21 protein-coding genes are annotated in these 19,723 nt (G+C 72.3%); 13 read left to right on the top strand and 8 right to left on the bottom strand.

Features of this window, described 5'->3' with window-relative positions; genetic code table 11:
* The first annotated feature begins 17 nt into the window (after nt 1–17).
* On the top strand, nt 18–788 hold the full coding sequence (locus ACGFIQ_RS05170) for an isoprenyl transferase (RefSeq protein ID WP_357076504.1): 771 nt from the start codon (nt 18–20) through the stop codon (nt 786–788).
* 27 nt (nt 789–815) lie between these two features.
* On the opposite strand, the gene otsB is transcribed toward ACGFIQ_RS05170, so the two are convergent.
* The 3 genes from otsB to ACGFIQ_RS05155 form a co-directional block, all read right to left on the bottom strand.
* Complete coding sequence (gene otsB, locus ACGFIQ_RS05165; RefSeq protein WP_357076507.1) at nt 816–1,640, bottom strand: trehalose-phosphatase; 825 nt, start codon at nt 1,638–1,640, stop codon at nt 816–818.
* A 67-nt stretch (nt 1,641–1,707) separates the two neighbouring features.
* A complete protein-coding gene (locus tag ACGFIQ_RS05160; RefSeq protein ID WP_357076510.1) occupies nt 1,708–2,061 on the bottom strand; it encodes a hypothetical protein in 354 nt (117 codons plus the stop codon).
* 162 nt (nt 2,062–2,223) lie between these two features.
* Nucleotides 2,224–2,667: an XRE family transcriptional regulator gene (locus tag ACGFIQ_RS05155; protein WP_357076513.1), complete on the bottom strand. Its 444-nt coding sequence runs from the start codon at nt 2,665–2,667 to the stop codon at nt 2,224–2,226.
* 264 nt (nt 2,668–2,931) lie between these two features.
* Between ACGFIQ_RS05155 and ACGFIQ_RS05150 the strand changes: the two genes are divergently transcribed.
* The 7 genes from ACGFIQ_RS05150 (at nt 2,932) to ACGFIQ_RS05120 (ending at nt 10,288) form a co-directional block, all read left to right on the top strand.
* A complete protein-coding gene (locus ACGFIQ_RS05150; protein WP_354995764.1) occupies nt 2,932–3,276 on the top strand; it encodes a hypothetical protein in 345 nt (114 codons plus the stop codon).
* Between the two features lie 31 nt (nt 3,277–3,307).
* Complete coding sequence (locus ACGFIQ_RS05145) at nt 3,308–3,643, top strand: hypothetical protein (RefSeq protein WP_393239368.1); 336 nt, start codon at nt 3,308–3,310, stop codon at nt 3,641–3,643.
* Nucleotides 3,644–4,200: 557 nt separating this feature from the next.
* Nucleotides 4,201–5,616, top strand: coding sequence for a PhoH family protein (locus ACGFIQ_RS05140; protein WP_393239365.1), 1,416 nt, complete (start codon nt 4,201–4,203; stop codon nt 5,614–5,616).
* Nucleotides 5,617–5,892: 276 nt separating this feature from the next.
* Nucleotides 5,893–6,570, top strand: coding sequence for a lytic transglycosylase domain-containing protein (locus tag ACGFIQ_RS05135; RefSeq protein WP_393239362.1), 678 nt, complete (start codon nt 5,893–5,895; stop codon nt 6,568–6,570).
* Between the two features lie 107 nt (nt 6,571–6,677).
* Nucleotides 6,678–7,331: a rhomboid family intramembrane serine protease gene (locus tag ACGFIQ_RS05130; protein WP_357076525.1), complete on the top strand. Its 654-nt coding sequence runs from the start codon at nt 6,678–6,680 to the stop codon at nt 7,329–7,331.
* A gap of 105 nt (nt 7,332–7,436) precedes the next feature.
* Nucleotides 7,437–8,405, top strand: a complete 969-nt coding sequence (locus tag ACGFIQ_RS05125) for an NAD(P)/FAD-dependent oxidoreductase (RefSeq protein WP_393239360.1) — start codon at nt 7,437–7,439, stop codon at nt 8,403–8,405.
* A 65-nt stretch (nt 8,406–8,470) separates the two neighbouring features.
* Nucleotides 8,471–10,288 carry a hypothetical protein gene (locus tag ACGFIQ_RS05120; RefSeq protein WP_393239357.1) on the top strand — a complete coding sequence of 606 codons (1,818 nt, stop codon included), beginning with the start codon at nt 8,471–8,473 and terminating at the stop codon, nt 10,286–10,288.
* 144 nt (nt 10,289–10,432) lie between these two features.
* Here ACGFIQ_RS05120 and ACGFIQ_RS05115 read toward each other — a convergent pair whose 3' ends face one another.
* Together ACGFIQ_RS05115 and glpX are read right to left on the bottom strand one after the other, a co-directional pair.
* Nucleotides 10,433–11,422: a DMT family transporter gene (locus ACGFIQ_RS05115; RefSeq protein WP_393239354.1), complete on the bottom strand. Its 990-nt coding sequence runs from the start codon at nt 11,420–11,422 to the stop codon at nt 10,433–10,435.
* A complete protein-coding gene (gene glpX / locus ACGFIQ_RS05110; protein WP_393239351.1) occupies nt 11,419–12,450 on the bottom strand; it encodes a class II fructose-bisphosphatase in 1,032 nt (343 codons plus the stop codon). Before glpX ends, ACGFIQ_RS05115 begins: the two co-directional genes overlap by 4 nt.
* Before the next feature lie 159 nt (nt 12,451–12,609).
* Between glpX and ACGFIQ_RS05105 the strand changes: the two genes are divergently transcribed.
* Both ACGFIQ_RS05105 and ACGFIQ_RS05100 read left to right on the top strand, forming a co-directional pair.
* Nucleotides 12,610–13,257, top strand: a complete 648-nt coding sequence (locus tag ACGFIQ_RS05105; protein ID WP_393239348.1) for a DUF4245 family protein — start codon at nt 12,610–12,612, stop codon at nt 13,255–13,257.
* Between the two features lie 191 nt (nt 13,258–13,448).
* On the top strand, nt 13,449–14,297 hold the full coding sequence (locus ACGFIQ_RS05100; protein WP_393239345.1) for a hypothetical protein: 849 nt from the start codon (nt 13,449–13,451) through the stop codon (nt 14,295–14,297).
* A gap of 43 nt (nt 14,298–14,340) precedes the next feature.
* Here the strand turns inward: ACGFIQ_RS05100 and ACGFIQ_RS05095 are convergent, their stop codons facing one another.
* Both ACGFIQ_RS05095 and xseA read right to left on the bottom strand, forming a co-directional pair.
* A complete protein-coding gene (locus ACGFIQ_RS05095; protein ID WP_393239342.1) occupies nt 14,341–14,562 on the bottom strand; it encodes an exodeoxyribonuclease VII small subunit in 222 nt (73 codons plus the stop codon).
* Nucleotides 14,563–14,607: 45 nt separating this feature from the next.
* Entirely contained in the window at nt 14,608–15,822 is a 1,215-nt protein-coding gene (gene xseA / locus ACGFIQ_RS05090) for an exodeoxyribonuclease VII large subunit (protein WP_393239339.1), read from the bottom strand.
* 128 nt (nt 15,823–15,950) lie between these two features.
* Between xseA and ACGFIQ_RS05085 the strand changes: the two genes are divergently transcribed.
* Together ACGFIQ_RS05085 and ACGFIQ_RS05080 are read left to right on the top strand one after the other, a co-directional pair.
* A complete protein-coding gene (locus tag ACGFIQ_RS05085; protein WP_393239336.1) occupies nt 15,951–16,937 on the top strand; it encodes a 4-hydroxy-3-methylbut-2-enyl diphosphate reductase in 987 nt (328 codons plus the stop codon).
* 40 nt (nt 16,938–16,977) lie between these two features.
* Nucleotides 16,978–17,439: a hypothetical protein gene (locus tag ACGFIQ_RS05080; RefSeq protein ID WP_393239333.1), complete on the top strand. Its 462-nt coding sequence runs from the start codon at nt 16,978–16,980 to the stop codon at nt 17,437–17,439.
* 11 nt (nt 17,440–17,450) lie between these two features.
* Here ACGFIQ_RS05080 and rmuC read toward each other — a convergent pair whose 3' ends face one another.
* A complete protein-coding gene (rmuC, locus tag ACGFIQ_RS05075; RefSeq protein ID WP_393239331.1) occupies nt 17,451–18,623 on the bottom strand; it encodes a DNA recombination protein RmuC in 1,173 nt (390 codons plus the stop codon).
* A gap of 54 nt (nt 18,624–18,677) precedes the next feature.
* Here rmuC and ACGFIQ_RS05070 point away from each other — a divergent pair, with 54 nt between their 5' ends.
* Nucleotides 18,678–19,475: a hypothetical protein gene (locus ACGFIQ_RS05070; protein ID WP_393239328.1), complete on the top strand. Its 798-nt coding sequence runs from the start codon at nt 18,678–18,680 to the stop codon at nt 19,473–19,475.
* Nucleotides 19,476–19,723: the final 248 nt, after the last annotated feature.

Here is a 19,723-nt window from a genome sequence, read left to right as displayed (position 1 = left end):
CGCTACGCTGCTAGGTGATGACGCTGCGGGACCTTATCTACTCCGTGTACGAGCGCCGGCTCACGGCGAAGCTCGCGGGTAAGCCGGTGCCCCGGCACGTCGGGGTGATGTGCGACGGCAACCGCCGATGGGCGAGGGAGATGGGCTTCGTCGACCCGAACGACGGCCACCGGGTCGGGGCGGCCAAGATCAAGCATGTCCTCGGCTGGTGTGACCAGGCCGGCATCGGGCACGTCACCCTCTACCTGCTGGCCACCGACAACCTGCGCCGCCCGGCAAGTGAGCTGGACCCTCTCCTCAAGATCATTGAAGACCTGGTGGTGGAGCTGGCGGAGGAGGGCAACCCCTGGCGGTTGCGCATCGTCGGGGCTCTCGACCTGCTCCCGGCGCAGACCGCGGCGGCGTTGAAGGGCGCCGAGGAACGCACCCGCGAGCGCACCGGCGGCGCGGAGGTCAACATCGCGGTGGGCTACGGCGGTCGCCGGGAGATCACCGACGCGGTCCGCTCGCTGCTGTTGGAGCACGCCGCCTCCGGCGGCACGATCGAGGAGCTGGCCGAGGTGCTGGACGTCGAGCACATCGCCGAGCACCTCTACACCCGTGGCCAGCCCGATCCCGACCTGGTCATCCGCACCAGCGGGGAGCAGCGGCTGTCCGGCTTCATGCTCTGGCAGTCCGCGCACTCGGAGTTCTACTTCTGCGAACTCAACTGGCCGGACTTCCGGCACATCGACTTCCTGCGCGCGCTGCGCTCGTACGCGACCAGGCAACGCCGCTACGGCGCCTGACGCGCGTCGGTCTGCCGCCCGGCCAGGTCAGGGCAGGTGGGTCAGCGCCTCGGTGAGGAAGTCGCCCAGGGCGGCCGGGGACTCGATCGTCAGGTCGGCGGCGTTGGCGACCTCGTGGCCGGTCTCCGGGTTGGCCACCGCCACGCAGACGCCGAGGAAGTCCGGGTCGGCGGCGGCGCGGGCGCGCAGCGCGGCGAAGGCCTTGATGTCCGAGACGTCGTCACCGAAATACCAGGCGCCGGTGGCACCCTTGATCGCCTCGCCGATCACCATGCCCTTGTCCCGGTCGACTGGCGGTTTGAGCTCCAGCACCATCCGCCCGGCCTGCACCCGCAGGCCCAGCCGGTCGGCCTGCGCCTGCCCCCACTGCTGCACCGTCGCGCCGAGCTGCGGGGCGGTCCGCCAGTGCAGTGCCACGGAGAGTCGCTTGTATTCCACGAGCGTGCCGGGCGGCAGTTCCGCCCGGGCCAGGTCGGCCAGCTCCGTCATGGTCGGCACCCAGGGCAGCGCGGCCGGCTCGGTGACGGTCTCCCCGCCGGAGTGGCTGTGCTCCAGCCCGTACAGGCCGTAGAGGTCCACGCCGGTGAGCCCGCCGAGCTGATCCCGCAGGAACTCGACGGGTCGGGCGGAGACGATCGCGACCCGCTGCACGACCGGGGCCAGGGCCTCGATCGCGGCCAACGCCTTGGGCGCCGGGCGGACCGCGGTCGGATCGTCGTCGACGGGCGCGAGCGTGCCGTCGAAGTCGAAGAAGAGCACGGTCCCGGCCGCCCGGCTGGCGGTGGTCCGCCAGGCCTGGTCGGCGTTCAACGGAGTACTCGGCTGGTGGTTGCCCAGATTCAACGGCGGCACGCGCGTCAGCGTACCCCGGCGATGAAGGCTCATTCCTGGCCGAGCGGACCCGTTGCGCGGTGGGCGATCAGCGTTCGGCGGCTCCTCGTCCACGCCGACCGAACGGCACCACCGCAGCTTCCTGGCCGTGGCTCAACAGGTAACCCTCCACGAACCCGGTGTTGCGATCGCCGGTGTGGGTCTCGATCTCGTTGAGTCGTGCCACCAGGAACTCGGTGAGTGCGCTGATCCGGTCGTTCATGCGTTCGTGCAGCTCGGCGACGACGGCCAGGACGACCGCGGTGCCGGCGGTGATGAGTACGAAGAGGTTGACGAGCAGCGGCAGCTGCCCGCCGTCGACCGCGAGGGTCACTGTGTTACCGGTCGCCCACAGTGTCATCGACACCGTCGCGACCACGACTGCCAACCACTTCAGGGTCATGGACAGACCCCTCCTTTTGTCCCGCAGGGCTGGGTTCGGCCTTGTCCCGTCCCCCCGCCGATGACGAGCCCAAGCAGTACGAATAGGGACGCTAGCGTGCCCGTTCCGACCCCGGAGGCAAACGAATGAACCTGACCAGGCGTTCTTTCGCCATCTGAGGAACTACCCTGCTTGATTGCCTCTATTTCGGACATCGACTGGCAGCGTTGGGCGGTATGCGAGGTATCTAATGGTTTCCCGGATGTGGAACTTCTCCGCGTCCGAAACGTTCGGATCGACCAGCCGGCGCAGCAGAGCCTCCACGTCGGGGTCCATCGGAGGGGCGGGCTGGCCGCTGCGGGGGCCGCTCGCGGTGCGGTCCCAGCCGAGTGCGGCGAAGGCCGCCGCCGGGTTGAGCCCCAGCCCCTCGCAGAAGGCGACCACCCGTTCGGCCTCCGGGTCACTTGCCCAGTCGCCCCGGACCCACCGGTTGATGGTCTGCCGGGAGACGCCGGTGCGCCGGGACACCTCGGTGCCACTCCAGGCCCGGGTCGCCCGTGCCTCGTCCAGGGCGCGGCGAACGAAGGTGGCGAAGGCGATCTTCCGCGCATTGGCCGTCTCGGTCACCCCGTGACGGTACGGCCACGCGGCGCCGAGCGCGCGCCCCGGCTCGCCACTGTCACGCGGACGTGACGTGATCTTCGGATTTCCGGTAAACGATTCAGTGCCACTGTTGAGGGGTGTCACGCGGGCAGAATAGATGCACGTAGTGGCAAAGGTAAGCGGACGAAAAGCTGATACTGTCACGTCCATGGGACAATCTACGGTGTGTCACGTGCATGAGACGATTGGTGCTCACATGCGTCATACCCCCGACGCCAAGGGGGTGTGGTGACCGAGCTCGCCACCCGCGCCCAGGCCTTCGGGCTGATCGCCGAGGGGGTCGCCGCGGGGCTGACCGCCCCCTGGCGTCTCTACCTCGCCCGAGGCTGCCGCTACCTGTCGCTGAGCGTCGGCGACCGCGCCGAGTGGAACGCCTGGCGTACCCATCTCGGCTGCCCGGAACTGAGCGTCCGGGTCTACGACGCCGGCGGCGAGATCCGCCGTTCCTCGGTGGCCGAGATCGTGCTGGACGGCTGCCGGATCAGCGTCGAGCTGGTCGAGGAGGTCAGCACCGACGACCTGGACCGGCTGCTCGTCGCGGATCCCACCACGATCGAGCCGGAGGAGCGATGACCTGGCGTCCACGCTGGGCCGGTGTTGCCCGATGAGCCCGTTCCTCGCGGTGTTCCTCGTCCTGGTGCTCGGTGCGACCAGCTACGCGGCCGGTCGGTTGCACGGGCAACTCAGCTACCGCATCGGCTACCGCTTCGGCTATCGGCAGGGCTACTTCGACGGTGACCGGGGCGCCTGGAACCGACGCCGCCGCGACGCCCAGGCCGCGATCGCCTCCGCCCTGTCGGTCTCCCCGGCGGGGGTGGTCCGCTCGGCCAGCACCGTCACCCGCCCCGGCACCACGTACACCGGGTCGTCGTTCAGCGCTCCGGCCGCCCCGATCACCGGGCGGCACCCGACCGGCACGCTCGTTCGACGTACCGGCTGAGGTCGGGGGGGGGGGGGCGGGCCCCCCCCCCGCCCCCCCCCCCCCGGGGGGGGGGCCCCGCGGGCCCCCCCCCCCCGGGGGGGGGGCCCCCCGCGGGCGGGGCGCCGCCCGGCCCCCCCCGCGGCCGGGGGGCCCCCCCCCCCGGCCGGGGTGGTGGGGGGGGGGGGGGGGGGGGGGGGGGCGCCCCCCCCCCCCCCCCCCGGCAGCACCGACGCGGTGCGTCGTCCGCGGCGGACACGCACCGACGGGGTCACGTCAGACCGGTGACGGTGACCCCAACCGGCCGGGGTGCGCGCAGGGGGCATGCATCCCGGCCGGTTCCGCCGCGCCCTCGCATGCCCCTCCCGACGAGGCGCGCGTCGTGGGAGTTCCACGCACGCACTAGCCGGAAGGGTCCGGCGCGGCTAGCGTCTAGGCATGGCGCGGGGTTCTCCCGAGCCAGCCGGTCCGCCCGGATCTGCGACCTCGCGCACGGGGTTCCGCATCCGACCCCGTGTCCCCGGGCACCGGAGGAGGCGGAACACGGGTGGCGGGTGCCCATCCGTCGGAGCAGGCCTGTGACGACTCGCCGTACCACCGCCGGTGCCGACCAGACCCCGGCCGCGACTGCCACGACCCGCCGCGCCAGCAGGAGCCGCCGCACGGCGGCCGCCGCGCCGGCCGACCCGAAGGAGCCACGACCAGCCGGCCAGGCCTTTGTCCTGGACACTTCCGTGCTGCTCTCCGATCCGGCGGCGTTCCACCGGTTCGCGGAGCACGAGGTGGTGCTGCCTCTGGTGGTCATCACCGAACTGGAAGGCAAGCGGCACCATCCGGAGCTGGGCTGGTTCGCCCGGCAGTCGCTGCGAATGTTGGACGACCTACGGGTCCGGCATGGCCGACTCGACCGACCGGTGCCCGCCAACGATGCCGGTGGCACCCTGCGGGTGGAGCTCAACCACACCGACGACGGCGTGCTGCCGCCCGGTTTCCGGACCGAGAGCAACGACGCCCGGATCCTCTCCGTCGCGCTCAACCTCGCCGCCGAGGGGCGGGAGGTGACACTGGTCAGCAAGGACATGCCGCTGCGGGTCAAGGCGGCCTCGGTGGGTCTGCGCGCCGACGAGTACCGCCACGGCCAGGCCAGCGACCCGACCTGGACGGGCATGTCCGAGATGCAGCTCAGCGAGGAGCAGATCGGGTCGCTGTACGCCGGAGAGACGCTCGACCTCGACGAGGCGGCCGGCCTGCCCTGCCACACCGGCCTGGTGTTGCACTCGGGGCGGGGCTCCGCGCTCGGCCGGGTGCTGCCGGACAAGTCGGTCCGGCTGGTCCGGGGCGACCGGGAGGCGTTCGGCCTGCACGGCCGTTCCGCCGAGCAGCGCGTCGCCCTCGACCTGCTGCTCGACGAGGCGATCGGGATCGTTTCGCTCGGTGGCCGGGCCGGCACCGGCAAGTCCGCGTTGGCGCTCTGCGCGGGGCTGGAGGCGGTGATGGAGCGCCGCCGGCACAAGAAGGTGATCGTGTTCCGCCCGCTGTACGCCGTCGGTGGCCAGGAGTTGGGCTACCTGCCCGGGTCGGAGTCGGAGAAGATGTCGCCGTGGGCCCAGGCGGTCTTCGACACGCTCGGCGCGGTGGTGCACGAGAACGTGCTGGAGGAGGTCACCTCGCGGGGCATCCTGGAGGTGCTGCCGCTGACCCACATCCGGGGGCGCAGCCTGCACGACGCCTACGTGATCGTGGACGAGGCCCAGTCGCTGGAGCGCGGGGTGCTGTTGACCGTGCTGTCCCGGATCGGGCAGGGCTCCCGGGTGGTGCTCACGCACGACGTGGCCCAGCGGGACAACCTGCGGGTCGGCCGGCACGACGGGGTGACGGCGGTCATCGAGGCGCTCAAGGGCCATCCGCTCTTCGCGCACGTGACACTCAGCCGTTCGGAGCGGTCGCCGATCGCCGCGATGGTCACCGATCTCCTGGAGGACATTCCGATCTGATGGTGCTTATGCGGCTTTTGTCCACCTAATTAATGTGGCTGAAGTCACAAACAGCGTGGTTGGTTTCCCATCAGCCTCACTGTGCGCAATCGTGTCCCACGAGCGCCCACGCACCACGGGGATCGCCGGTGATCGTTCGTCGCACGACGGAGGACATCGGCGGCGATCGGTGCGTCGGCGCGACCGGCAAGCGGTCGGGGCGCTCGTGGCACGGTTGACGGTCCACCTGTGACCTGCGCCGTGCCGCGTCCATGCCCCCGACGAAGGGACCACTTCGTGAGTCGGCTGTGGAGCCGGTTGGGTGCCCGTACGGCTGCTGTGGCGCTGCTCTCCGTGGGCGTTGCCGGTGGCTTCTACCTGGGCCAGGACCGGGAAACCCAGCAACAGGGGTTGGTCGAGCAGGCCAGCCTTGAGGTCGACCGGGCCGACCTCGCGTACCAGCGCGAGCGGCAGGCCGCCCACCAGGTGCAGTTCTCCAAGCAGCGGGCCGCCGAGTACCAGGCCAAGCTGCGGGCGGCACAGGCCGCCAAGGAGGCCGCCGAGCGAGCCCGCAAGGCCGAGGCCGCCGCGGCGTCCCGCAAACGCGAGCGCGAGGCCGCCAACGCACCCGCCAAGCCGTACGACGGGCCGATCCCGGCGTCCTGCGAGGAGTTCAGCGGCAACCGCAAGACCGGCTGCGCCCTGATGATCGGCGCGGGCTTCGGCATCGCCGAGTTCCCCTGCCTGGAGAAGCTCTGGACCAAGGAGAGCGGCTGGAACCACAAGGCCGCCAACAACTCCTCCGGTGCGTACGGCATCCCGCAGGCCCTGCCGGGCAGCAAGATGGGCACGGTCGCCTCCGACTGGCGGACCAACCCGGCCACCCAGATCAAGTGGGGGCTGGGCTACATCAAGGGCAGGTACGACACGCCCTGCGGCGCCTGGACGTTCTTCCAGAACAACAACCACTACTGACGGCTTCCGAAGGCGGGGCGGGTGGCTCGCCACCCGCCCCGCCTTCGCGCGTACTCCGGGCGGGACGTGAGTGGCGGCCGGCCGCTTTTGCTGATAGCAGTTGTCAGGTGACCCTGCACCCGTCAAGCGGCGACCCCTTCCGGTTCGGCACCGAGGCGTTCTACGCCGCCCTCGGCCGGGCGTTCGTCGCCATGTGCGCGGTGGTCCCGTTCCTCTTCCTCATCGAGGCCGTCGACCAGGGGCTCGCGTTCGGCCTGGACGCCAACGCCGGCATCATCCCGCAGCGCATCGAAGGGCTGGACGGGGTCTTCTTCTCCCCGTTCCTGCACCACGGCTTCGACCACCTCTACAGCAACAGCATCCCGCTGATCCTGCTGGGCACGTTCGTCCTGGCCGCCGGCGCCCGCCGATTCCTCTGGTCGACCCTGGTCATCATCCTGGTCAGCGGGCTCGGCGTCTGGTTCACCGGCTCGCCCAACTCGGTGGTGGTCGGCGCCAGCGGCGTCATCTTCGGCTACCTGGGCATCCTGCTCACCCGGGGCATCGTCGAACGCAGCTGGTGGAACTTCGCGGTCTTCCTGCTGGTCGGCCTGCTCTACGGCTGGCAACTCGTCGGCATCCTCCCCACCGACGAGCGGATCTCCTGGCAGGGCCACCTGTTCGGGCTGCTCGGCGGGGTGGTCGCGGCGATCCTGTTCCGTCGTCGACGGCCGGCGGTGGACGGGCCGGACCACTTCGGGTCCACGCTCAGCCTGCCCTGACCAAATCCCCGGCGCGCCCCTGGGACGTGCTTGCCGGACCGCTGCCACCCGCCTACGGTCGAGATCAGCACGCGTTGATCCGTAAGCGGAAAGCGACGGTACGCCATGCGCGAGGTCGATGTCGCCGTGATCGGGGCCGGTCCGGCCGGTCTCTTCGCCGCGTATTATGCCGGGTTCCGAGGGTTGTCGGTGGCGGTCATCGACGCGCTGCCCGAGCCCGGCGGCCAGGTCACCGCCATGTACCCGGAAAAGTTGATCCTCGACGTGGCCGGCTTCCCCGCGGTCAAGGGCCGCGACCTGGTGGCCAACCTGGTGGCACAGGCCGCTCCGTTCGCGCCTCAGTACCTGCTCAACACCCGTGCCGAGAAACTGTCGTACGCCGACGGTCTTCCGGTGCTCGGCCTGGCCGGCGGCGAGCAGCTCGGGTGCGGTGCGGTCGTGGTCACCGGCGGGCTCGGCAGCTTCAGCCCCCGACCGCTGCCGTGCGCCGACGGCGCTCCCGGCACCGGGATCGTCTACTTCGTCACCGAGCCGACCGACCTGGCCGACCACGACGTGCTGATCGTCGGTGGCGGCGACTCCGCCTTCGACTGGGCGTTGGCGCTGCAACCGCTGGCCCGCTCGGTGACCCTCGTGCACCGCCGGGAAAAATTCCGGGCGCACGCCTCGACTGTCGCCCGAGTGCTCTCCCTGCCGGTGCGGGTGGTGGTAAACGCCGAGGTCACCAGGCTGTTCGGGGAGGGCGCGGTGACCGCCGCCGAGGTGCGGGTGAGCGGTGGCGCCACCGAGACGCTGCCGGTGGACACCGTGGTCGCCGCGCTCGGCTTCACCGCCGACCTGGGCCCGCTCGCCGAGTGGGGGCTGCGGTTGGACCGCCGGCACATCCTGGTGGACAGCGCGATGGCGACGAACCTGCCCCGGGTCTTCGCGGCGGGTGACATCACCGAATATCCGGGCAAGGTGCGGCTGATCGCCACCGGCTTCGGCGAGGCGGCGACGGCGGTCAACAACGCGGCGGTGGCCATCGACCCGAGCGCCCACCTCTTCCCCGGGCACTCCTCCGACGCTGGCTGACCGTCGGTATCGGACCCGAACCGATCCGTGTCCGGATCGAGACGGGTCGACCGGACCCTGGGTGGATGACGGGTCCCGCGGCACGGCAGGACGGCGCACCGACGACCCTGCCCTGGCTCTGCCACCCCAGCACCCTGCTCGCCCTGGTGCTGCTCCTGGTCAACGACCATGTCCTGAAGGCGGCCTTTCCCGGCCTGCTGACCGGCAAGCTGAGCGACGTCGCCGGTCTGGTGCTCGCCCCGCCACTTGTCGCGGTGCTGCTGACCCTCCTGGTGCCGCGGTTGCCGGCCCGGACCGCCGCGCTGGCCGGTCTGGTCGCGGTGGGCGCCGGGTTCGCGCTCGTCAAATCCAGCGGGTACGCCGCCGAGCTGGCCTCGTCGGCCTGGACCGTGCTGGCCGGGCCGTCCCTGGTCCGGGCCGACCGGACCGACCTGTTGACCCTGCCGGCACTCGGCCTGGCCTGGTGGAGTTGGACGCGAGCGCGTCGCCGGCCGGTGCGCCAACGGACCGCCCGGCTGGTCCGGCTGCTGGTGGTGCTGCCACCGGCGGTGCTGGCGGTGGCCGCGACAAGCGTGGTGCACTACCCCTACGCCGTGGGCACCGCCCTGCTCGACGGTCAGCCGGCGGTCTCGATCGGCTCGGGCTACGACGACGGATCCTGGCCGACCCAGCCAGCCGATGGCCGGTGGTCGGTCAGTACGGACCGGGGGACCAACTGGCGACCCGCCGACGCCGCGGAGGAACAGCGGTTGTCCGGTCCGGACGTCGGGCAGCGGCAGGCGTGTGTGCCGACCGAGCCGCAGCGGTGCTACCGGGCGGTCCGCGGTCACCTGCGGGTGGAGCAGAGCGACGACGCCGGTGCGACATGGCGGGTGGCCTGGGAGGTGTCGGACGCGCGCCGCGAGGCGTTCGCCCGTCGATTCGACAGCCCGGGCGACATCCGTCGGCACTTCGCCTCCCGTGATCTGATCGTCTATCCCGCCGCCGACGGCGGCCACGAGGTGCTGGTCGCCAACGGTCGCGACGGCCTCCTGCGCCGAGGGTCGGACGGCGGCTGGCGACGTGCCGGCTTCCCCAGTGAGCAGGACACCTCGGACGGTCCACCCGCACTGGGCCCCGGTGGACCCGGCGACCGCGACACCGACGTCTTTCTCGCCTTCGCGCTCTCGCTGACCCTCGCCGTCGCGGTCACCGTGCTCGCCGCCCACCTGGCGATCCGGCGCGGCAAAGGCCCACGCTGGTGGGGAGTCGCCGGCAGCGGGATGCTGCTGTCCGCCGGCATCGTGCTGGCCCTGGCCTGGGAGCGCAGCGACGACTGGTCGACGTACAACGCCCTGCTGCTCGTCGTTCTGCCGGCGTGTCTCCTGACGGCGGTGAGCCTGGTCGTCCGAGCCTCCTACCAGGGGGCAACGGGCCGGTGGATCGGAGGGGCGCTGACCGGGCTCCTGCTCACCGTCGTCCTGGCCGGGCTGCCGCTCGTCGGTTGGCTGCACGGCACCCCGCCGCAGACCCGGTTCGCGGTGGCGCTCGCCCTGGTGGGCACGGTGCCGGGCGTGCTGTTGGCCATCCGGATCGCCGGACTGGTCGACCCGGCCCGCGCGTTCGAGCGCCGGCACCCGCCGCGCCCGCCCTACCCGCCGCACGGTCCCTATCCGCCCGGGCCGCACGGGCCCTATCCGCACGGTCCCTATCCGCCCGGGCCGCACGGGCGGCCCGGGCCCTACCCTCCGGGCCCGCCGGCGGTGCCTGACCCGCCCTACCCGAATGCGCTCCACCCTTCGCGCCCGCCGGCGGTGCCTGACCCGCCCCCGCCGTCGCAGCTCCGGCCGCCTGGACCAGCGCAGCTCCGGCCGCCCTACCCGTCAGAGTTGCCGCCGGGCTGAGCGTTCCGCGCGGAGCCGCCAGCGCGCGGCTCGGTCGGCGCGTGGGGCACCCAGGGCACTGGTCGGTCGGCGCGGGGTTGCTCGGCGCGTGGGGCACCCAGGGCACGGGTCGGTCGGCGCGGGGTTGCTCGGCGCGTGGGGCGCTCAGCGCGCGGGTCGGTCGGCGTGGGGAGCCGGTGGCGCCAGCGCGGCGATCAGCACCGCCACCATGGTCAGTGCTGCCCCGAGAAGGGTGTTCACACCGGGGTGGGAGGCCGCGGTGGGCAGCACCAGGTCCAGCAGGACCGCCCCCACGATCTGGCCGGCGATGGTGGCCAGACCGAGCAGCAGCACACCGGTGAACCGCACGATCGCGGCGGCGATCGCGATGAACACGATGCCGATCGGGCCGCCCAGGTAGAGCCACGGCTCGCTCGGCAGGTCGCCGGTCGGCCAGCCGCGTACGGCGGTGTCGACGGCGAACGCGACGAGCAGGGTGACCGTCCCGACGGCGAAGTTGACAAGTGTGGCGGTCAACGCGCTGTCGGCCGCCGCCCGGACCCGGCCGTTGACCGCCTGCTGCCAGGCGATGCCCAACCCGGCGAGCAGGGGCAGCAGGGCAAGCGCCAGCGTGCCCGGATCGCCGAGTCGGTCGGCCACGGCCAGGCCGACCGCGAGCACGGTGAGCACCGCGCCGGCGAGTCGCTGCCGGGTGACCGGCTGCCGGCCGGTCGGCCCGATCCCGGCCCGGTCCACGGCGAGGCTGCTGCCGGTCTGGCCGGCCACCACCGCCACGGTGAAGACCGCCACGCCGAGCGTGCCGATGGTGAGCCCCTGGGTGGCCACGAGGAAAGCCCCGCACATCCCGCCGAGGCACTGCCACGGCCGCAGCGTTCCCGTCGCCAGGGCACGCCGCGTCGCGGCCAGGCCGCGTCGCCCGCCGGGGGTGGCGGGCACCAGCACCAGCAGCACCAGCAGGCCGACGCTGAACGAGACCACCGCGGCGGCGAAGCCGTCGCCCAGGCGTACCCCCAACTCGCCGTTGATCCGCGACTGCACCGCCACCGCGACCCCGGAGACCGACGCCAGCGCAACGCCGGTGAACCGGCGGGTCGCGGAGAGAGCCTGCGGTGTCGCGGCGTCGGTGGCGGTCACTCCTGCTCGGCCAGCGGCCGACCGTCGAAGTCGACAGCGGAGTAGAGCGCCAGCTTCTCCAGCCGGTGGTACGAGTCGATCACCCGGATCGTGCCGCTCTTCGACCGCATCACGATCGACTGGGTGTACGCGCCACCGGCCCGGTACCGCACCCCGCGCAGCAGATCTCCGGAGGTGACCCCGGTCGCCACGAAGAAGCAGTTGTCACCGGTGACCAGGTCGTCGGTGGCCAGCACCCGGTCCAGGTCGTGCCCGGCGGCGAGCGCCTTCTCCCGCTCCTGATCGTCGCGTGGCCAGAGCTTGGCCTGCATCGCACCGCCCATGCACTTCAGGGCGCAGGCGGAGATGATGCCCTCCGGGGTGCCACCGATGCCCATCAGCACGTCGACCTCGGACTCGCCCCGGGCGGCCGCGATGGTCCCCGCGATGTCGCCGTCGGAGATGAACCGGATGCCCGCCCCGGTCCGGCGGATCTGGGTGACCAGGTCGTCGTGGCGGCTGCGGTCCAGCACGCAGACCGTCACCTCGGACACGTCGGTGCCCTTGACCTTCGCGATCCGGCGCAGATTTTCGGCCACCCCGGCGTTGATGTCGATCACATCGGCGTACGCGGGACCAACGGCGAGCTTCTCCATGTAGAAGACGGCGCTGGGGTCGAACATCGCACCCCGCTCGGAGACGGCGAGCACGGCGACGGCGTTCGGCATGCCCTTGCTCATCAGGGTGGTGCCGTCGACCGGGTCGACGGCGACGTCCACCTCCGGGCCGGTGCCGTCGCCGACGTGTTCGCCGTTGAAGAGCATCGGGGCGTTGTCCTTCTCGCCCTCGCCGATCACCACCACGCCGCGCATCTGGATCGAGTTGATCAGCTTGCGCATGGCGTCGACGGCGGCTCCGTCGCCGCCCTCCTTGTCGCCCCGGCCCACCCACCGGCCGGCGGCCATCGCGGCGGCCTCGGTGACCCGGACCAGGTCGAGGGCGAGGTTTCGGTCGAGATCCTGTGGGATCCGCGTCCTGGTGTTGGTCATGACGGCTGCTCCTCCTCGCGACGGTGCGGGGACGACCGGCGGCGGGGCGGTCCCCACTGCCGGCTCTGTCGCTGATCCTCACACGATGGCCGACCCGGGGTTGGCGCGGGGCGGTGATGGCCTGGATACCGCCGGTCGGGCGGCTGCGAAGATGGAGGGGTGGAGCCCGCACAGCCAGCCGACCGCGTACCCGCCGACCGCACGCCGCCCGACGGTCAGCCGCCGGCCGACGTCCCCGTCGGCCCCGGTGGTGACCCCGCCGGCGATGAGCCGACGCCACCGCCGGGAGTGCAACCCGCCAAATCCGAACGGTCGCCGAAGGACATGGCGATCTCGTTGCTGGTGCTGCTCGTCCCGATCGCGCTGCTGCTGGCGTTCTACCGGGGCTTCCTCGGTGGTGACCAGGCCACGACAGTCGATCCGGCCCCGGCCATCGAGCAGGCCCGGTCGGCGAACGTGTTTCCGGTGAGCCAGCCGGAGGGGCTCAGCTCCGAATGGTCGACGGTCAACGCCCGCTACCAGAGTGTCGACGGCGGCGCGAACCTGCGTATCGGCTATCTCACACCGGAGGGGCGGGGCATCCAGCTCCTGCAGAGCAGTGTGCCCGCGGAGCGGCTGCTCCCCGCCGAGCTGACCGACCAGGGTCAGCCCCGGGGCCCGACCGAGCTGGCCGGGCGGACCTGGCAGCTCTACACGGCCCGGGGCAACCAGCAGGCGCTGGTCCTCCTGGAGCCGACCCGCACGGTGATCGTCATCGGCGACGCCCGGGACAACGAACTACGCGAGCTGGCCGGCTCGCTGCGCTGACCGGGCTCGGTGGTGGTCGGAGAGGGCAACCGGACAGAAGGGTGATTGTCCGACCCGTCAACAGGGAACAGAGAGGGAGTGATCCGGGCGCGCTGCTCGGCTCGGATCGCGCGGCGCGGCCGACGGTGCTGCCGCGTCGCCCGGTTTCCGGCGCCGTCCAGGCCGTCGGGTGACCCTCTTGGGAGACACGTATGACTGTCCGACGATTCGGTGCCGGCCTGGTAGCCGCTGCCCTGATCACGCCAGCACTGGCCGCCTGCGGCGACGGTGGGACCGGCACCGCCGGATCGACCGCCACCCCGACGGTGACCGCGTCCGGCACGGCGAGCGCGTCCGGCGCTCCGGCGGCGGGCGACGCCAAGCAGGCCCTGCTCGACTCCACCAAGGAGATCAGCAGCGGCAACTTCCGGTTCACTCTCGCTGGCGCCGGCTCGACGGCCGAGGGCCAGGTGCACCAGCCGAGCCAGAGCGCGGCGATGAAGTTCGCCATCGGCGGCCCCTCGTCCGACCTGGCCATGAAGCTCGACGTGATCCACTACAAGCCGGACAGCTGGGTGAAGCTGGAACTGACCGGCCCCACCGCCAACAGCCTGCCCGCCATCAAGCAGCTCAACCTCGGTAAGTACCAGCACCTGGACCAGGCCCGGATCAAGGGCAACCGCAACCTCGGCTTCGACTTCGACAAGGTCGACCCGGCCGGCAGCGCGGTGCTGACCCAGGGCATCACCGAGGTGCGCAGCACCGGCACCGGCGCGTACGCGGGCACCATCGACGTCACCAAGGCCGCCGAGGCGGGCTCGTTGAACGCCGCCACGATCGCCGCTCTGGGCACCCAGGCGAAGACCGTTCCCTTCACCGCGAAGGTGGACGCGCAGAACCGCCTCAGCGAGCTGGTGCTGCAGTTGCCGGCCGCCGGGCAGACCGCCGCCCAGGAGATCAAGATGACGTACTCCGACTACGGTGCCGCCACCGCCGCCCAGAAGCCGCCCGCGGACCAGGTCGTGGAAGCGCCAGCCGAGCTGTACAGCCTGTTCAACTGACGTACGCGCGTGGGGCGGCTCCGGCCGCCCCACCGGCGGTCGGTCAGGACGCGGGCTCCTGCCGGGCGGCGTCGATCCGTGCCCGCGCGCCGTCCAGCCAGCGTTGACAGATCACCGCCAGCGCCTCGCCGCGCTCCCAGAGCGCCAGCGACTCCTCCAGGGACGTGCCGCCGGCCTCCAGCCGCTCGACCACCGAGGCCAGCTCGGCGCGGGCCTGCTCGTAACTGAGCCGTGCGTCCGGCCCGGCCTTCGTGTCGTCGCTCATCGCACCCATCTCAGCACACCGCTCGCCGGGTCACCGCGTCGCCACTCAGCCGTCGACCGTGGCGGCCAGTTCGCCGTCGGCCAGTCGTACCCGCAACGGGTCGCCCTTGCCGACGTCGGACGCCGCGCGGACGACGTGGCCGTCCTGACGCTGCACGATCGCGTACCCCCGGTCGAGGGTGGCGGCGGGGGAGAGCGCACGCAGCCGGGCGAGGGTGTGGCGCAGGTCGTCGTCGGCGGCGCCGAGCCGGTGTTCCAGGCAGCGGCCGGCCCGCTGGCGCAACGCGGTCAGGTCGGTCGCGCGATGCTCCACCATCACCTGCGGTCGGGCCAGCACCGGCCGGGAACGCAACCCGTCGAGCCGGTGCGTCTCCCGGTCGACCAGGTTGCGCACCGCCCGTTCCAGGCGGTGCCGGGCCTGACCGATGAGGCGTACCTCCTCGGTGAGGTCGGGGACGACCCGCTTGGCCGCGTCGGTCGGGGTGGAGGCGCGAACGTCGGCGACGTAGTCGATCAGCGGTGCGTCCGTCTCGTGGCCGATCGCGCTGACCACCGGGGTACGGCAACCGAACACCGCGCGGCAGAGCGCCTCGTCGGAGAAGGGCAGCAGGTCCTCGATGCCGCCGCCGCCCCGAGCGATGATGATCACGTCGATGCTCGGGTCGGCGTCCAGGACCTTGAGCGCGTCGACGATCTGCGGCACCGCGGACGGGCCCTGCACGGCCACGTTGACCGTGCGGAACTCCACCGCCGGCCAGCGTCGCCGGGCGTTGGTCAGCACGTCCCGCTCCGCCGCCGACGCGCGACCGGTGATGAGCCCGATCCGGCCGGGCAGGAACGGCAGTCGGCGCTTGCGGGCGCGGTCGAAGAGGCCTTCGGCGGCGAGCAGCTTCTTGAGCTTCTCCAGCCGGGCCAGCAGCTCCCCGAGCCCCACCTGACGGATCTCGTCGGCGCGCAGGCTCAGCGTGCCCCGGGCGGCGTAGAACTCCGGTTTGGCGTGCAGCACCACCCGGGCACCCTCGCGCAGCTCCGGTGCCCCGGCGTCCAGCACGTCCCGGTTGGTGGTGACGGTCAGACTCAGGTCGGCAGACGGGTCACGCAGGGTGAGGAAGACAGTGCTGGCCCCGGGTCGGCGACTGATCTGCGCCACCTGCCCGTCCACCCACACCCAGCCGAGCTTGGCGATCCACGCCCCCACCTTCTGGCTGACCACCCGCACCGGCCAGGGCTCTTCCGCGCTGCTCCGCGCCCCCTCGGTCATCCGCCCACCCTACGGACCCCCACGGCCTGGCCCGTTGATCATGAGGTTATTGCCCCTGGTGTCGGCGTGTCGCAGCAGTAACCTCATGATCAACAGGTCTTGGGGAGGGCGGCACGTACGATGGGGGGGTGACTGAGGCTGAGGCGACTCCCCGGACCGGCAAGCGCGTGCTCCTGGCGAAGCCCCGCGGCTACTGCGCCGGCGTCGACCGCGCGGTGCAGACCGTCGAGGAGGCACTGAAGCTCTACGGTGCCCCGATCTACGTGCGCAAGCAGATCGTGCACAACAAGCACGTCGTGCAGACCCTGGAGGCGCAGGGCGCGATCTTCGTGGAGGAGAACGAGGAGGTGCCGGAGGGGTCCACCGTCATCTTCTCCGCGCACGGCGTCGCTCCCGAGGTCTACGAGCAGGCCAAGGCGCGCTCGCTGAAGGCGATCGACGCGACCTGCCCGCTGGTCACCAAGGTGCACCACGAGGCGAGGCGGTTCGCCGCCGAGGACTACGACATCCTGCTCATCGGTCACGAGGGGCACGAGGAGGTCATCGGCACCGCCGGTGAGGCCCCCGCGCACATCCAACTCGTCGACGGCCCGGACGGCGCCGACAAGATCACCGTCCGCGATCCGGAGAAGGTCGTCTGGCTCTCCCAGACCACGCTCTCGGTCGACGAGACGCTGGAGACGGTGGCCCGACTCAAGCAGCGACTGCCGCTGCTGCAGTCTCCGCCCAGCGACGACATCTGCTACGCCACGTCCAACCGGCAGCACGTGGTCAAGGAGATCGCCGCCGACTGCGACGTGGTGATCGTGGTCGGCTCGACGAACTCCTCCAACTCGGTCCGCCTGGTCGAGGTCGCCCTGGACGCGGGCGCCCGCGCCGGCCACCTGGTCGACTTCGCCCACGAGATCGACGACGCCTGGCTGGAGGGGGCCAACACGGTCGGCCTGACCTCCGGCGCGAGCGTCCCGGACGACCTGGTCCAGGAGGTGCTGGCCTACCTCGCCGCGCGGGGCTTCGCCGACGTCGAGGAGATCACCACCGCCAACGAGCGGCTCACGTTCTCACTCCCGCAGGAGCTGAAGCGGGACATGAAGGCCGCGGCGGCGCGCGGCTGAACACGGGAACGAACCCGGCCCGGCGTACGTCAGATCCGGCATGAGGACCTTTCGGCTCGTCGTCTCCGCGCTGACCGTCTGCGTGGCGCTGAGCGCCTGCGGCAGCCAGGATGCCGGAGGCGGCAACCCCCCGCCGACGCCGACCGGCACGGTGACCAGCCAGCCCACGCCCGACCCGACCGGCACGCCGTCGGTCGTCGACCCGGCACCGACCGGCACGCCGTCGGTCGTCGACCCCGCACCGACCGGGATGCCGTCGCGCCCGAAGCCGGGCGGTCCGAGCACACCCCCGGGGGTCCGGGCCACCACCCTGTCCGGGGTGCTGCAGGGCGGGGTGGAGCCCGGCTGCGTTCTGCTCGACGGCTACCTGCTCCTCGGGGGGCCGCGGGACGTGCTGACCCCGGGTGCGCGGGTGGAGGTCAGCGGCCGGGCCGAGCCCGGCATGATGACCACCTGCCAGCAGGGCACCCCATTCGTCGTGTCGAACGCCAACCGGTCCTGAGCACCCGCGCGCTAGCGGGCCGTGACCTCGTCGTCGGCCGGATCGGCCAGCTCGGCCAGCTCGGGTGCCTGCGGCTGCCGGGGCGTCAACTCGACCTGCGCGGGCGTGGCCAACTCGTCGTCCGAAACGCCCAACTCGGCGAGCTTGCGGGCGCTGACCAGCACCCGGGCCTCCAACGACCCAACCGCCCGGTTGTACGCGGTCACCGCCCCGGCCAGCGACGACCCGAGCTTGCCCACGTGGTCGCCGAGCGTGGAGAGCCGACCGTACAGCTCCCGCGCGAGGGTGTGCACCGCGAGCGCGTTGCGGGCCAGCGCCTCCTGCCGCCAGGAGTACGCGACAGTCCGGAGCAGGGCGACGAGCGTGGCCGGCGTGGCCAGCACCACGTTGCGGGTGAACGCGTGCTCCAGCAGCGTCGGGTCACGTTGGAGCGCGACGTCGAGGAACGTGTCGGCCGGAATGAACAGCACCACGAACTCGGGTGAGTTGTCGAACGCCGCCCAGTAGGACTTGGCGGCCAGCGCGTCGACGTGCCCCCGCAGGTGCCGGGCGTGCGCGTCGAGGTGGGTGTCCCGGCCGCGCTCGTCGCGGGCCTCCATGGCCGTCAGGTACGCGTCGAACGGCGCCTTGGCGTCCACCACGACCGATCGGCCGCCGTGCAGCCGGACCACCAGATCCGGTCGGACGACCTGTTGGTCGGTGGCGGCGGTGACTTGCTCGGAGAAGTCGCAGTGCTCCAACATCCCGGCCGCCTCGACGATCCGGCGTAGCTGGTGCTCGCCCCAGCGGCCCCGCACCTGCGGCGCGCGCAACGCCGCCACCAGCTGTTTGGTCTCGGTGCGCAGCTCACCGGAGACGGCGGTCATCGAACGGACCTGCTCGCGCAGCTCGGCGTACGCGTCGACCCGGTCGTGCTCCAGCTCGGCCACCCGCAGCTCGTAGCGGCGCAGGGTGTCGTGCAGCGGCGCGACCGCCCGGGCCACCGCCTCCTGGGACTGCGCGGTGGCCTCGTAGCTCAACGCCCGCATCGACTGCTCCAGCCGGCCCTCGCCCTCCCGGGTGGCGACCAGGGTGGCGTCGAGGCGGGCGATCTCGGCCGCCGAGCGGGACCGGGCCGCGAGCCAGCCCACCGCCCCGCCGGCACCGAGGCACACGATCACCAGGAGCAGGGTCGAGACGTCCATCACCGGAGCTTGCCAGACGGATACGACGCGACAGCCGGGGGTACGTTCGATGACATGGAACTTGTGTTGTGCCTCGCGGTCGTGCTGGTCGGCGTGCTGGGCGCTGCCGCGCTCGTCCGCGCCCAGGCCAGCGCCCGGCAGCGCACCGCGCTCGGCGACGCCCGCGCGGAGGCGCAGCGGTGGTACGAGCGCCTCGGCGGCCAGTTGCTGAACCTGCAGGGCGACGAGCCAGCGGTACGCCAGGCGTTGGCCGATGCCGGTGAGCGGTACAACGCGGCCGGCTCGCAGTTGGAGCAGGCGCGTACGCCGCACCAGTTCGGGTTGGCGCGGGAGACCGCGCTGGAGGGGCTGGCGTACATCCGGGCGGCGCGTACCGCACTGGGCATCGATCCGGGTCCGGAGGTGCCGACATTGGCCGCCGCGCGCGGCGTGGGGCAGCTCACCAAGGAGCGCGAGGTCGACGTGCAGGGGCAGACCTTCCGGGCCGGCCCGCAACCCGGCCGGGAAACGCCCTACTACTACCCCGGTGGGCGTTACCAGGGTCGGCCGGTGCCGGCCGGGTGGTATTCGACGCCGTGGTGGAAGACCGCGCTGGGTGCCGGCGCGGGTGTGCTCGGCGGCATCCTGATCGCCGACGCGCTGTTCTCGCCCGCCTTCGCCGACCCCGGGTACGGCTACGACGCCGGCTACCAGGAGGGCTTCGGCGACGGCGTCGACCAGGGCGACCAGGACTTCGGCGGCGACCAAGGCGGCGGAGACCAGGGCGGAGACGTCGGCGGCGGCTATGCCGGCGGGGACTTCGGCGGTGGCGGGGACTTCGGTGGCGGCGACTTCGGCGGTGGCGACTTCTGACGTCGTCCGCGCAACAGCCCCGGTCGATCATGGAGATGTGGTGGGCGGATTGCGGTTGTTAGTGGCTTTCGCGAGGCACCACAACTGCATGATCGACGACGCGGGGACGGGTCGAGGGGGGGGGGGGGGGGCCCCCGCCCCCCCCCCCCCGGGGGGGGGGCCGGGGGGGGGGGGGGCGGGGGGGGGGGGGGGGGGGGGGGGGGGCCGGCGGGGCGCGCGGGGGGGGGGGCGCGGGGGGGGGGGGGCGG

Source organism: Micromonospora sp. NPDC048898, from assembly GCF_043198035.1.
GTDB lineage: Bacteria > Actinomycetota > Actinomycetes > Mycobacteriales > Micromonosporaceae > Micromonospora.
This window is presented reverse-complemented; position numbering and strand designations above follow the sequence as displayed.

Bases quoted from the DNA above. Each gene is read 5' to 3' on its own strand.
- glpX (WP_393239351.1), bottom strand. From the start codon at position 12,450: ATGACCAACACCAGGACGCGGATCCCACAGGATCTCGACCGAAACCTC.
- ACGFIQ_RS05160 (WP_357076510.1), bottom strand. From the start codon at position 2,061: ATGACCCTGAAGTGGTTGGCAGTCGTGGTCGCGACGGTGTCGATGACA.
- ACGFIQ_RS05095 (WP_393239342.1), bottom strand. From the start codon at position 14,562: ATGAGCGACGACACGAAGGCCGGGCCGGACGCACGGCTCAGTTACGAG.
- ACGFIQ_RS05120 (WP_393239357.1), top strand. From the start codon at position 8,471: ATGACGGGTCCCGCGGCACGGCAGGACGGCGCACCGACGACCCTGCCC.
- rmuC (WP_393239331.1), bottom strand. From the start codon at position 18,623: ATGGACGTCTCGACCCTGCTCCTGGTGATCGTGTGCCTCGGTGCCGGC.
- ACGFIQ_RS05170 (WP_357076504.1), top strand. From the start codon at position 18: ATGACGCTGCGGGACCTTATCTACTCCGTGTACGAGCGCCGGCTCACG.
- xseA (WP_393239339.1), bottom strand. From the start codon at position 15,822: ATGACCGAGGGGGCGCGGAGCAGCGCGGAAGAGCCCTGGCCGGTGCGG.
- ACGFIQ_RS05145 (WP_393239368.1), top strand. From the start codon at position 3,308: ATGAGCCCGTTCCTCGCGGTGTTCCTCGTCCTGGTGCTCGGTGCGACC.
- ACGFIQ_RS05125 (WP_393239360.1), top strand. From the start codon at position 7,437: ATGCGCGAGGTCGATGTCGCCGTGATCGGGGCCGGTCCGGCCGGTCTC.
- ACGFIQ_RS05070 (WP_393239328.1), top strand. From the start codon at position 18,678: ATGGAACTTGTGTTGTGCCTCGCGGTCGTGCTGGTCGGCGTGCTGGGC.
- ACGFIQ_RS05080 (WP_393239333.1), top strand. From the start codon at position 16,978: ATGAGGACCTTTCGGCTCGTCGTCTCCGCGCTGACCGTCTGCGTGGCG.
- ACGFIQ_RS05100 (WP_393239345.1), top strand. From the start codon at position 13,449: ATGACTGTCCGACGATTCGGTGCCGGCCTGGTAGCCGCTGCCCTGATC.